Origin of the sequence: Corallococcus sp. CA047B, from assembly GCF_003612065.1 — a bacterium.
GTDB classification, from domain to species: domain Bacteria; phylum Myxococcota; class Myxococcia; order Myxococcales; family Myxococcaceae; genus Corallococcus; species Corallococcus praedator.
In genome coordinates this window covers 1-12,836 of record NZ_RAWD01000047.1, presented here as the reverse complement: position 1 = coordinate 12,836, position 12,836 = coordinate 1, and the positions used below count along the sequence as shown (strand labels likewise).

Below are 12,836 nucleotides of genomic sequence, written 5' to 3'. Positions count from 1 at the left end.
CCCCAAGCCCGCGGTGGCCCCTCGGGTCCGCCGCACCCCAGCCGTCCTCCGGGCTGGAGGACGTCGCCCATTGTGCGCATCGAAGGTGGGTGCGATTGCCCCACGAGGCAACTGTCGTGGACTGGTAAAACGCGGCTACACTGTTGGCACTTCTTTGCCCAACCCATGCGGCTGCCGACAGCACTCCTGCTCATTTTCTTCCTGCTGCCGTGCGCTGCGCTGGCGCAGGCAGACACGCGCATCACCTTCCTTGGGCGTCAGTTGGAAAAGGGAAGGGATCCGCGTGCGCGCTCACAAGCCGCCCTCGTGTTGGGCGCCACCGAGGACCCCGAGGCGGTGACGCCGCTGTGCGGCGCGCTGAAGGACCCCAGCGAGCTGGTGCGCGCGGCGGTGGCCAAGGGGCTGGGGTCGCTCCTGGAGCCAGGGGGACTCGACTGTCTCCAGGCGTACCAGGGGGAGACGGACGCCTCCGTGCAGGCGGCGGTGGCGGAGTCCATCAAGGCCCTCAAGGCGTACCAGGCGCGCCGGCCGCGCTTCTACCTGGCGCTGGACACGCTGAAGGACAAGACGGGCGGCATCTCTCCGGAGCTGGTGAAGGTGACGGAGGCGCGGCTGCGCTCGAAGCTGGTGAGGCGTGGCGCGCAGATGGCGCCGGTGAAGGAGACGAAGGCGGCGGCGAAGGGTGCGCTCAAGAAGATGGGCGTGCACGGCTACCGCATCACGGCGGAGATCCAGGCCACGGACAGCGGAGGGCTTCGCCTCGCGATTCTTTGCATGAGCTACCCGGAGCAGTCATTGATGGGACAGGTGGAAGTGAATGCCGCGGGTGCGCCGCCCGCGGACTTGTTGAAGGCCCTGATCCCCCGCGCGATCGAGGAAGCCGCCGCGACCTTCGAGTGGAGCAGCGAGACATGACGACGACGACCGCCCCGGCCCCGACCCCCGCTCCGGCCCCGACGAAGCGCCGGTGGCGCAACTTCCTGCTGGATGCGCCCTTCCAGCTCAAGCTCACCGCGTACATCGTCGGCGTGTCGCTGGTGCTCGCGGCCATCCTGGGCATCTTCCTGGCGCGCTCGGCGAACTCGCTGATGGCGGAGACGGCGACGGCGGTGGACGCCCGTTCGCGCGCGGCGGAGGTGAGCCGCGAGCTGTCCGGGGCCACGCTCTCCAACGAGCTGCTGGCCCACATGGACGACCCGTCCTTCGAGGCGAAGTTCCGCGAGCAGGCGCAGGCCATCGACGCGGGCTACGAGGCGGAGCGCACGGCCATCGTCGCGCAGCGCGCGGAATTGGAGCGTCACCAGCGGCTGACGTGGTGGGTGCTGGGCCTGTGCATGCTGACGTTCATCGTGGTGGTCGCGCTGTCCACCATCGTGGTGACGCACCGGATGGCGGGCCCGCTGTTCCGCATCAAGCGCATGGTGCGTGAGGTGGCCGAAGGCCGCCTGCGTCCGCCGCAGCACGGCCTGCGTGAAGGCGACGAGCTGCAGGACGTCTTCGAGGCCGCGAGGGACATGACGCAGCGGCTGCGCAACCAGCAGGAAGAGGACGCGCGCGTGCTGGCGGAGGCCCTGGCGGTCGCGAGGCAGAAGGGCGTCACCGGACCGTGGGTGGATGAGCTGAGCGCCCTGGAAGCGCGCTACCGCGAGCGACTGGCGCGGTAGGGCAGGTCGCCGCATCCAGCCTAGGTCGTTCGGCCCAACTGCCCGGCAATCACCTCGCGCATCCCCGTCGGCGCGCGCCCGAGCAGCTTCTCAAGCGTGGGGTCGGTGGCCGCGAACTCGCCGTCGTGGCTCGCGCGGTAGAGCCCGAGCGAGATGGCGATGACATGCGCGGGCATGCCAGAGGCCGCGAGCTTCGTGCGCATCTCGTCCTCCGACACGGTGCTCCGACGGAGCGGACGTCCGAGGACGCTCGACGCGAGGTCGCACAGGGCATTGAAGTCGAGCGCCTGCGCTGCCGTGAGCGGCGGCGTCGGCCCTTCGTACCGACCCTCGTTCGCGAGAATCACGGCCGCCGCCTCCGCGAGGTCCGCGTGCGGGGTCCAGGAGACCTTTCCGTCCGGGGGCGCCTCGAAGACTCCCGTCTGCAGGCCCTTCCCCAGCAGGAACATCGCGCTCGCGGCGTAGAAGCCGTTGCGAAGCGCGGTCCACGCCAGGCCGGACTCGCCCAGCATCTGCTCCGTCGCCGCGTGGTCGAGCATCGGAGGAAACGCCGACGAACGGCTCGCGGCCATGTGACTCGTGTAGACGATGCGCCGCGCGCCAGCGGACCGCGCGGCGTCGATGGCGGCGCGATGTTGGGCGAGGGGATCGCCGCCATACGCGCTCGCGTTCGACGAGACGAGCAGCACCTGGGACGCTCCCTCGAAGGCCTGCTCCAGGCTCTTCGGATCCGTGAAGTCGCCCCTGCGCACCCGAACGCCGCGTGCCGCGAGGTCCTGGGCCTTCTGCTCGTCTCGGACACTGACGGCGATCCGGTCCGCCGGTACGCGGGCGACGAGCTTCTCCACGATGAGACGGCCGAGCTGCCCGGTGGCCCCGGTCACGACGATCATTGGATGCTCCTTGAGGTATCGACGGAAACGAGCCGTCGTTTCCATTGATAACGTAGCGGTCGTTAACGCCGTTATCAAGTCAATGTTATCGGCGTTCCCGCAGCCGCGTGCTATTCCCAGCCTCATGAAGGACCGCGAGAAGTCCGCTGCGGAAGACGCCGAGGGCCCCGATGTGCGCGCGCGCATCATCACGGCCGCCGCGGAGCTCATCTCCTCCGGGGGGCCTGATGCCGCGACCACGCGTGCCGTGGCCGCCGCCGCGGGTGTGCAGGCGCCCACCCTCTACCGGCTCTTCGGCGACAAGCGCGGCCTCCTCGCGGCCGTCATCGAGCACGCACTGAAGAGCTACGTGTCGGAGAAGTCCGCGCGCGCGCCGCACCCCGACCCGCTTCAGGACTTTCGCGATGGCTGGGACATGCACGTCGCGTTCGGCCTCAGCCATCCGGGGCTGTTCGCGCTCATGAGCAGCGATCCGCAGTTGGCTTCGCAGCCTTCCGCCGTCGGGGACGGGGAGGATGTCCTGCGGCGGCGCATCCGGAACATCGCGCTCGCGGGCCGGCTGCGGGTCAGTGAGGAGCGGGCGCTAGGCCTCGTGGTGTCGATGGGCACCGGGGCCGTGCTCACGCTCCTGCGCCAGCCCGAAGGGCAACGCGACCTCGGACTCTCCGATGCCGCGCGCGAGGCGACCGTGGCCGCGATCACGAGCGAAGCGGCGACCCCGGCGAACACGGATGTCCGCGCGGTGGCGGCCGCTCTGCGTGCCTCCATTGACCGGCTCGGTGTCCTCACGAAAGGCGAAAGCCTGCTGTTGAGCGAACTGCTGGAGCGCATCGCGGACGCCGGATGACGGAGCCGCGCGTCGGTCCATCATGCTCACGTTCAGGTGGAAGGACTCCCCATGACCCATGACGCGCCCGTCTACCTGGATCACAACGCGACGACGCCGCTGCTTCCAGAGTGCCTGGACGCGATGCTGCCCTACCTGCGGGAGCATTTCGGCAATCCGTCCAGCGGGCACGTCTACGGCACGAGGGCTCGCGCCGCCGTGGCCCACGCGCGCGAACAGGTGGCCGCGTTCCTCGGGTGCGAAGCGGATGAGGTCCTCTTCACGTCGGGTGGCACCGAGGCGAACAACCTGGCGATCCGCGGTGTCGCGGAGGCCGCCGGGGCCCGGCGCCAGTTGGTGACGACGGTCATCGAACATCCCGCGACGGCGCGTCCCTGTGGCTGGCTGGAAGAGCACGGCTGGCGCGTCACCCGGCTCGGGGTGGACACGGAGGGCCGCGCGCGGCTCGACGAGGCCCGGGACGTGGTCAACGCGGACACGGCGCTCGTCACGGTGATGCACTCGAACAACGAGACCGGCGTCTACCAGCCCGTCGCGGAGCTGGCCCGCTTCGCGCACGCAGCGGGCGCGGTCATCCACACGGATGCGGCGCAGTCGCTGGGCAAGACTCCGGTGGACGTGCGCGACCTTGGGGTGGACCTGCTGTCCGTCGCGGGCCACAAGCTCTACGCGCCCAAGGGCGTGGGCGCGCTCTACGTGAGGCGTGGCACGTCGCTGGTGCCCTTCACGCTCGGCGCGTCGCACGAGCGAGGCCTGCGTCCGGGCACGGAGAACGTGGCCTCCATCGTCGGGCTCGGGGTCGCGTGCGAGGTGGCGGGCCGTGAGCTGGAGTCCGTCGCGTTGCGCATGCGGGCGCGCCGGGACCTGCTCTGGGAGCGCCTCGCATCGGCCATTCCGGGGATGGCGCTCAACGGCCACCGGGACCTCTGCCTGCCGAACACGCTCAGCGTCCGCTTCCCGGACGTCTCCGGCGACGCGGTGCTCGCGGGGGCGCCGGACGTCGCGGCTTCGACGGGGTCGGCCTGCCACGAGGGCCACGAAAGCGCGTCCGCCGTCATCCTCGCAATGGGCATCAAGCTGGACGCCGCGCTCGGCACGGTGCGCCTGTGCGTGGGACGTGGCACGACGGTGGAGGACATCGAACGCGCGACGGTGGCGTTGGTGCGCTCGTGGACGCGACTCACGGGGCCGTAGTCAGCGCGAACGCCGGCAGGCGCCAAGACGCTTGGGTCACTTCAGATTCGTTCGGAAGAACGTGGTCAACTTGTCGAAGGGGATGAGGTTGACACGATCGTAGAGATCCACGTGACCCGCGCCAGGCACGATGACGAGTTCCTTGGGGTCACCGGCAAGCCGGTAGGCCTCGTCGCTGAACTCCCTGGAGTGGGCGTTCTCGCCCGCGATGAAGAGCATCGGGCGAGGAGAGATCGTCTCGATGTCCGCGAACGGGTAGAAGTTCATGAACCTGGTGCTGCTGCTGAGCGTCGGATGCGTCGTGGTGTCTGGGCTGTGCCCCCGCGACGTGCGGTAGAAGTCGTAGAACTCACGATCAATCGCAGTGGACTGGTCACTCAGCTCTTCGGGCGTCCCGCCCGTATATCTGGCTTCGCCCCCCGCGAACTCCACATCGCGCTGCAGCGCTGCCTCCTCGATGAACTTCTTTCGCTGCTCGAGGGTCACCGAATGCCTGAGCCCGTCGCGGCTGGCGGCGCCCATGTCATACATGCTGACTGTCGCGAGGGCCTTGATGCGCGGATCGATCTTGGCCGCACTGATGACAAAGCTCCCGCTGCCGCAGATTCCGATGGCGCCAATCCGCTCCCTGTCGACAAACGGCTGGGTGCGCAGGAAGTCCACCGCGGCGCTGAAGTCCTCGGCATAGACGTCCGGTGCAACGGCATTGCGGGGTTGGCCGTCACTCTCGCCCCAGAAAGACAGGTCCAACGACAGGGTGACGAATCCCTGCTCCGCCATCTTCGTGGCGTACAGGTTCGCGCTCTGCTCTTTCACCGCGCCCATGGGATGTCCGACGACGATCGCCGGACCCTTCGCGCCGCGATTCAGGTCCTTGGGGACGAACAGGTTCCCAACGACATTCATCTTGTATTGGTTCTGGAAGACGACCTTCTGAATGGTGACCTTGTCACTCGTGTAGAAATTGTCCGCGCCGTTGGCCGTGTCCCCAGACGCGAGGCCCGGTGTCGGACGTGCCGCCGATGCCGAGGACGATGCGCAGGCCGACAGTGCGGTGAACGAACCGAGCAGGAGTGCACCGAGCAAGGAACGTCGGCGCGTCGCGAAAGGCAGTTTCATTTTCGTCATTGTCTTCATCCTCGTGGGTGTGAGGTTCGGCAGGGGCCGAGCGGGTAATGGCAGCCGCGTTCACGCATTCCTCTGAGCGGCGCTCTCCAGCGACGCCATGCGGACCTCGGCCTCGCCGACGCAGGTCTCTCTCGACGCCCGGAGGGCCAGGAGGGCCGCGCCCCCGAGCAGTGCGGCGCTCGCCACGAACGTGCTCTGGTAGCCGCTGCGGTCGAACAACAGCCCTCCGAGCGAGGCGCCAACCGTGATGGCGAGCTGGATGGCCGCGACCATGAGACCGCCGCCAGCCTCCGCGTCGCGCGGCAGCGTGCGGCTGATCCACGTCCACCACGCGACCGGCGCCGCCGTGCCGATGAGCCCCCACCCCGCAAGGAGGACGGCCGTCGCCGCGAGGGACCGGCCGAAGACGGCGAGTGCGACCGCGATGACAGCCATCGCGACCGGCGCGGCGATGAGCACCGCGGACAGCCGTTTGGCCACGAGGAACCCGATGAGGTACGTGCCCAGGAGCCCCGCCGTGCCCATCCCCAACAGGACCAGCGAGAGGGTGGACACCCCGACCCGCGTGACCGTCTCCAGGAAGGGACGCAGGTACGTGAAGAGGGCGAACTGGCCCATGAAGAAGAGCGTGACCGCCAGGATGCCCCACAGCGCCTTGGGGCGTCGGAGGAGGGCGAACGCGCTCGGAGGCGGAGCGGCGCGCTCCGTGGGCATGGGGGGCAGGGTGAAGAACTGCCACACGAGGGTGATGGCCGCGAGAGGAACGACCGCGAAGAACGCACCACGCCACCCGATGTACTGGCCCAGGAAGCTGCCAAGTGGCGCCGCGATGGTGGTGGCCAGCGCGTTGCCACCGTTCAGCAGGGCGAGCGCACGCGGCACGTCACCCTCGGGGACCAGCCGCATGACGGTGGCCGCGGACAACGACCAGAAGCCGCCAATCACGATACCCACGAGCGCGCGGCCCAACATGAGCACGGTGTAGCTCGGCGCCAGGGCCGTCACGAGGCCCGAAGCCAGCATCGCGCCGGTGAGGCCGAGGAGCAGCTTCCGGCGGTCGATGGACCGGGCCGCGGACGCGACGGTGAGGCTCGCCAGGACGGCGAAGAGGCCGGACACGGCAATCGCCTGGCCGGCGCGGCCTTCGCTCAGGTGGAGATCCGACGCGATGGGCGTCAGGAGGCTCACCGGCATGAACTCGGACGCGACGAGCGTCGAGACGCAGAGGGTGAGCGCGAACACGGCGCCCCATGATGCGGAGCGCGGGGCCGACGCCACGGGCGCGTTGGCGAGTTGGATGGACATGATTCTCTCCCAGGTTGTGGGGCACGCTTGAAGGTCTCGACGTCCGTGTCGGGCCTTCGTCGCAGGTGCCCCGCGCGTCGTGCTCGCTGGAGCAGCAGTGCCTGGTGAAAGAACTACGCGGCGCGCCCCCCGGGCACCAGACGATGAGGAGCGAACGGGCCGTTAAGCAGGGGTTGATGGTGGCCCTGCATTTGCCGAAAGTGGCCATCCCCGTTCACAGGGCCGTCACGACACTCCACACCGGCACTTCATTTCATGGGAACCACCGCGATGAAGACGGTCCTCTTCCATCAGCTCCATGTGTTTCTGGCCGTTGCGCGACTCCAGAGCTTCCGGGGCGCGGCGCGCGAGCTCGGCGTCTCCACGGCCGCCGTGAGCCAGTCGGTGCGGCAGTTGGAGGAGCAGTTGAGCGTGGTCCTGCTCAACCGCACCTCGCGCAGCGTGGCCCTGACGGACGTGGGGCGGCGGCTGGTGGAGGAGGCCGGTCCGGGCCTTGCTCAAGCCGCTGCCGCCCTTCAAGGGACCTCGGCCCAGCCCGGGGAGGTCGTCGGACGGCTGCGGCTGTCCGTGCCACGCGCGGCGGTGCCCCTCCTCATCGCGCCCGTGCTGCCAGCCTTCCGGGCGCGATACCCTCGCGTGGAGGTGGACGTCGTCGTCGAACAGCGCCTCGTCGACATCGTCGCGGAGGGCTACGACGCCGGCGTGCGCTTGAGCGAGACCCTTGAGCGCGACATGGTGCAGGTGCGCCTGACCGGCGCCTTCCGCTTCGTCATCGTGGGTGCCCCGGCCTACCTTGAGGCGCGTGGCACCCCAGAGCGCCCCGAGGACCTGCTCCGGCACGACTGCATCGTCCTGCGCTCACCGACGACCGGGACTCCCTATGCCTGGGAGCTGGAGCGCGGAAGCAAGACCTGGCGCATCCCGATGCGCGAGGGGGTCTCCACCAACGACGAGCTGGCCGGCGCGGCGCTCGCCGCCGAGGGAGGGGGGCTGGCGTACGTCCTGGAGCCAGCCGTCCAGGAGCAGCTGCTTTCCGGACGCCTCGTGCGGGTGCTGGAGGACTACGCGCCCACCGTGCCTGGCTTCTTCCTCTACTACCCCAGCCGCGCACAGCGCTCGAAGCCCCTGCGCCTCTTTGTCGAGGCAGCCAAGGAGCTGGCCGGCAGGACGGGCTGAGTTTGCCTGGGCACGCTCGGACCGCCACGGACCTTTCGATTCGGACGCTGAAGCGATGTCCGCACCTGCGCGGAATCACACGCGCGCTGTATCCGCGGCCAGACCCATCTGCATCAGCTCCGAGTGCAGCAGCAGCCGGGCCTGGGCCCACGGCATCGCCACGACGCGGTAGCCATCCAGCGCCTGGAGCAGCAGGGGCCGATAGCTGGCGTGCCCGGGGTCCGCGACCACGACAATGCCCCGGTCGGTGGTGGAGCGGATGAGCCGCCCGACGCCCTGACGCAGCATCAACAGCGCGCGCGGCAGCCGGTACTGGAGGAAGCCCAGGTACTCATTGCCACCCCGGGCCAGCGGCTCCTCGCGAGCCGCCACCAGCGGACGTGACGCCGGCTCCAGCGGAAGCTTGTCGATGAAGACACACCCCACGCCGCGCCCGGGGATGTCCACGCCCTGCCAGAAGCTCTTGGTGCCCAGCAGCACCGTGCCCGTGTCGCGCTCCTGCCGCGCCGCGAGCGAACGGCCGTGCCCGCGCGACTGGCGCAGCACTTCAATCCCATGCGGCTCCAGCCGGGCCTGGACCTCGCGAGCCACGCGCTCCAGCCGCCGCGTGGAGGCGAACAACCCCAGCACCCGTCCCCCCATCACCTGCGCCAGCCCGGAGATGCGCCCCGAGGCCCAGTCGATGAAGGGCTCCTCGTGCGCGCGCGGCGCATCGGTGACGAGCACCACCAGCGCCTGCCGCCCCAGGTGGAAGGGGGAGGGCGCGCGAAGGATGGGCGGCCGGAGTCCCAGCCGCTTCAGCACGAAGGGCACGTTGTCGCCCGTGCCCAGCGTGGCGGACGTCATCACCAGCGCGCGCTTGCTCGCGGCGAAGTCCTTCGCCACCGCCTCGGACACGTCCACCGGCTGCGCGCCCACGCTCCAGCGCCCCTTGCGAGGCTCCGCGCGCGCCGCGTAGCACCGCTTCACATCCGGCTCGCCGGCCAGCTCGCCCGCGAGCACACCCAGCTCGCCCAGCTCCGTGGTGGCCCCGGCCAGCTCGCGCTCCAGCGAGGGCTGCTTCACCGCCAGCTCCGGCAGCGCCGCCAGTGCCCGCACCGCGAGCAGCGTGTGCACGCGTTGCAGCGCGCCGCGCACGGCGTCCAGCCCTTCGCGCACGGGCTCCCAGGCGGGCAGGGCGCGCACGGCATCCGTCACCCGCAGCTCCGGGGCATAGGCTGCGTCGTCCGCGTCCTCGCCGGGCATCGCGGAGGCCGGCTCGCACAGCGCCGTCACCTGCTCGCCCAGGGCGCGTGCCTCCTGGAGCAGCGTGCGCAGCGCGTCGTCCACCTCGCCCATCAGGGAGCGGGACTCCTCCCGGCGCGTGGCCGCCAGCGCGCGACGCAGCTCCGCGAAGAGGCCCCGGCGTCCATCGCGCCCGTGCAGCCGCTCCGTGAGGCGCATGAAGGCCAGGTCCGACAGCTCCAGCGTGAGCGCGGTGGTGGCCACGTCCTCCAACTCGTGCGCCTCGTCCAGCACCAGGTGGTCCAGGCGCGGGTAGCGCGCGGGCCACGCGAACGCGAGCGACTGGTTGATGACCAGCACGTCCGCCTCGCGCGCGTGCGCCACCGCCGAGTGGTAGAAACACTTGTGGTGGTGCGGGCACCGCTCGCCCAGCGTCGTCGCCGCCTCCGAGCGCACCGCCGGCACCAGCCCGTGCATCGCGGGGAAGCGCTCGCGGAACCAGTGGCTCAACCGGTCCAGGTCCCCATCCGTGCTGCGGCGCATGTACGCGCGCACGTAGGCCCGGGGCGCCCGCGCCGAGTGGTTCATCCCCGGCTCCACCCGCGTGGCTTCCAGCGCGCGGCGGCGGCACAGGTAGTTCGTCTGGCCCTTCAAGAGCGCATAGCCGAACGCGCCGCCGGTGGCCTGATGCAGCCGGGGCAGGTCCTTCTCCAGCAACTGGTCCTGGAGCGTCTTCGTGTGCGGCGCCACGCCGACCTTCAGCCCGTTGCGCGCGGCGAACAGCGCGGCGGGCGCCAGGTACGCCAGCGACTTGCCCGTGCCGGTGCCGGCCTCCACCGCCACCTGCCCACCGTCCGACAGCGTGCGCGCCACCGCGTGCGCCATCTCCAACTGCGCGGGCCGGGAGAGGAACCCGCCCCCACGCTCCAGCGCGCCGTCAGGCCCCAGCACCGCGGACACCTCCTCCGGCCGCACCGGCAGCGGAGTCGCATCCGCTTCCGGCTCGGGAGGAGGCCGCGCGCCATTCGCCCGCCGCCGCTCCGGCCGGGCGCGCAGGAAGCCGCCCGTCGTCTCCAGGCCCAGCGGCACCGGCGTCGCCCGGCACGCCTCCCACAGCCGGGAGAGCAGCTCCACCAGCGGGCGCGCCTCCGCGTCCGTCGCCAGGTCGCGCTCATCTTCCGCGGAGGCCGGGTCCAGCAGCGGCGTGGGTCCCAGCAGGGACGTGCGGGCCCGAGGGTCCATCGTGGAGAGCAGGTCCGCCACGTCCTCGGCGCGGCCGTCGCGCACGCAGCCGTCCAGCGCGTGCACCAGCACCGCGTGCACCGCCGCGCAGTCATGGAGCGCGCGGTGCGGCTGCTGCTGGCCCAGCTTCGCCCACCGCATCAGCGACTCCAGCGAGTGGCTGGGCAGCTCCGGGTGCAGGTAGTGCATCAGCTCGCACGAATCGAGCACCGGGGCGCGGATGGGACCCAGCACGTCCGGCAGGAAGCCCTTCTCGAACGGGGCGTTGTGCGCCACCACCGTCCATCCGCGCAGCCGTTCGCGCAATTCAGCGCGCTCGGTGTCGAAGCGGGGCTGGCCGGCAAGCTGCGCGTCCCCCAGGCCCGTGAGGCGCTTGATGGTGAGGTTCAGCGGGCGCGAGGACGCGTACAGGCGGCTGAAGCGGTCCACCTCGCGGCCGTTCTCGAAGAACAGGCAGCCCACCTCGATGACCTCGTCCACACGCGGGTCCAGCCCCGTCGTTTCGAGGTCCAGGAAGACATGCCGGGTGAAGAGCTCCGAGCTGCCCATGCAGGGCATCGAGCCTACCCGGCCGGGGGGACATCGCCAGTTAACGCGCGGGCGCGGACTCCGGAGCTACTCCACGACGAAGGTGCCGGCGATCATCTTCCCCATCGCGCACCCGTACCGCAGCGTGCCGGACTGACTGGGGGTGAAGGCGATCTCCACCGGCGTGTTCAGCGGCAGCTTCGTGTCGATCTTGTACTCGTCCATCACCAGCTCGGTGGCGCACGTCATGTCCGTCTTGCGCGTCACCACCAGCTTCACCGGCTCGCCCTGCTTGAGCTGCACCGGGGACGGCTCGTAGCCCTTCTCCGTGACGGCCAGCTCCACCACGTGCACGCCGTTCTCCCTCCGCCCCACCTCCACCGCCGCGGGCGCGTCCGGCACCTTCGCGGTCGCGTCCTTGGTGCAGGCCTGCTGGGAGGCCCCCGCGACAATCGCCGCTGCGGTGAGCGCCAGCCAGGGCTTGATGATGCGGGAGAAGAACGGACGCATGGGCGGGGACTCCGAAAGAAGAAAGGGCGGCCCGGCACTGAAGCCCAGGCCGCCCGGAAGAGAACAGCGGACCTCAGCCCTCGAAGTCCGGGGGCGCGGCCGACACCTCGTCGTCGTCGTCGTCCTCGGGCGGGGCCGGGGGCGCTTCGAAGCGCAAGAGGGCGTGGAGCGGGATGAACAGCTCGTGGCCCGGCTCGCCCAGCAGCACGTCGAAGCGGCCCACGCGCAGCAGCGGCGCTTCCACCGTGATGCCGTTGCGCATCACCAGCTTCACCGTCTGCCCGATGTGCGGCAGGAACGGACGCGGATCCGAATAGGGCCGCTTGTCCGGCTGACGCGCCACCTGCGCAGGCTTCTGGGTGAGCTTCGCGTCGCGGTCCAGGGTCGGCATCAGCCGCTCCCAGTCACCCCTCCGCGCGATGAGCACCACCTGGAGCTTCTCCAGCCGGCCCGTGCGCTCGAAGGTGAAGGCGATGGCCTCCTCCGACAGGAGCGTGTCCAGCAGCGACCGCTCCGCGAGCACCACCGACAGCTCGGTCTTCTGCTCGATGAACGCGCCCAGGAAGTCCGCCACCAGCGCGTTGTCCACCTGGCCGCGCGCCTGCTTGATGGCGGCCTTGCGTTGGCTGCGCTCCTTGCGCGCCATGAACTCCGCCACCGTCAGGCCGCTCTGGAGGATGCCGAACGCGTCCCCAAGCGACAGGCCCGCCGTCTGGCCCATCAGCTCGTAGACCTGGTCGAAGCGCTTCGCCTCCTCGGCGTGCAGCTTGCGCCAGATGCGCGCCTTCATCTTCCCTTCCAGCTCCCCCTTGGCGATGCGCGCCGGTACGTGCTCGCGCGTGGCCAGCGCCAGGATCTGCTCCGGCGTGGGCGGCGGACGCGGCGTGGAGGGCCGGGGACCGAAGCGGCCCGGAGGACCGCCCGAGCGGGGAGGCCCGCCCATGCCCGGTGCCCGGGGCGCGGAGGGACGGGCCGCTGCGCCCGGCGCGAAACCTCCGGGCGCGGGCGCGGTGGACGCAGCCGCCGGCCGGGGCGTGGCCGGAGCAGCCGCCGCCGCGACGCCCGGCCCCACCGTGGGACTGGGACGGGGCGTGGGGGCGGGCACGCCCGTGGCCGCCACGGGCG

The 12,836-nt window shown here is 70.7% G+C and carries 11 protein-coding genes; 5 read left to right on the top strand and 6 right to left on the bottom strand.

The genetic code is table 11. The features are described from left to right. Positions 1–165 precede the first annotated feature (165 nt). Together D7X74_RS10760 and D7X74_RS10755 are read left to right on the top strand one after the other, a co-directional pair. On the top strand, positions 166–915 hold the full coding sequence (locus tag D7X74_RS10760; protein ID WP_120532841.1) for a HEAT repeat domain-containing protein: 750 nt from the start codon (positions 166–168) through the stop codon (positions 913–915). Beyond that, positions 912–1,664: a HAMP domain-containing protein gene (locus D7X74_RS10755; protein ID WP_120532840.1), complete on the top strand. Its 753-nt coding sequence runs from the start codon at positions 912–914 to the stop codon at positions 1,662–1,664. Before D7X74_RS10760 ends, D7X74_RS10755 begins: the two co-directional genes overlap by 4 nt. A gap of 20 nt (positions 1,665–1,684) precedes the next feature. On the opposite strand, the gene D7X74_RS10750 is transcribed toward D7X74_RS10755, so the two are convergent. Next, entirely contained in the window at positions 1,685–2,557 is an 873-nt protein-coding gene (locus D7X74_RS10750) for an SDR family oxidoreductase (protein WP_120532839.1), read from the bottom strand. Between the two features lie 124 nt (positions 2,558–2,681). Between D7X74_RS10750 and D7X74_RS10745 the strand changes: the two genes are divergently transcribed. Beyond that, entirely contained in the window at positions 2,682–3,404 is a 723-nt protein-coding gene (locus tag D7X74_RS10745) for a TetR/AcrR family transcriptional regulator (protein ID WP_120532838.1), read from the top strand. Positions 3,405–3,455: 51 nt separating this feature from the next. After that, entirely contained in the window at positions 3,456–4,598 is a 1,143-nt protein-coding gene (locus D7X74_RS10740) for a cysteine desulfurase family protein (RefSeq protein ID WP_120532837.1), read from the top strand. A 36-nt stretch (positions 4,599–4,634) separates the two neighbouring features. Here the strand turns inward: D7X74_RS10740 and D7X74_RS10735 are convergent, their stop codons facing one another. Both D7X74_RS10735 and D7X74_RS10730 read right to left on the bottom strand, forming a co-directional pair. Further along, complete coding sequence (locus D7X74_RS10735; RefSeq protein WP_120532836.1) at positions 4,635–5,726, bottom strand: alpha/beta hydrolase; 1,092 nt, start codon at positions 5,724–5,726, stop codon at positions 4,635–4,637. 60 nt (positions 5,727–5,786) lie between these two features. Beyond that, positions 5,787–7,031, bottom strand: coding sequence for an MFS transporter (locus D7X74_RS10730; RefSeq protein ID WP_120532835.1), 1,245 nt, complete (start codon positions 7,029–7,031; stop codon positions 5,787–5,789). 270 nt (positions 7,032–7,301) lie between these two features. Here D7X74_RS10730 and D7X74_RS10725 point away from each other — a divergent pair, with 270 nt between their 5' ends. Then, positions 7,302–8,207 (top strand): LysR family transcriptional regulator, encoded by a 906-nt coding sequence (locus D7X74_RS10725; protein ID WP_120532834.1) that lies wholly within the window; start codon positions 7,302–7,304, stop codon positions 8,205–8,207. Positions 8,208–8,282: 75 nt separating this feature from the next. Here D7X74_RS10725 and D7X74_RS10720 read toward each other — a convergent pair whose 3' ends face one another. The 3 genes from D7X74_RS10720 to D7X74_RS10710 form a co-directional block, all read right to left on the bottom strand. Beyond that, the gene (locus D7X74_RS10720; RefSeq protein WP_120532833.1) at positions 8,283–11,222 is read right to left on the bottom strand and encodes a helicase C-terminal domain-containing protein; all 2,940 of its coding nucleotides are present in this window, start codon (positions 11,220–11,222) and stop codon (positions 8,283–8,285) included. Positions 11,223–11,288: 66 nt separating this feature from the next. Next, on the bottom strand, positions 11,289–11,711 hold the full coding sequence (locus D7X74_RS10715; protein WP_120532832.1) for a cupredoxin domain-containing protein: 423 nt from the start codon (positions 11,709–11,711) through the stop codon (positions 11,289–11,291). A 73-nt stretch (positions 11,712–11,784) separates the two neighbouring features. Continuing rightward, a partial coding sequence (locus D7X74_RS10710) for a hypothetical protein (RefSeq protein ID WP_233602053.1) occupies positions 11,785–12,836 on the bottom strand: 1,052 nt, incomplete at its 5' end.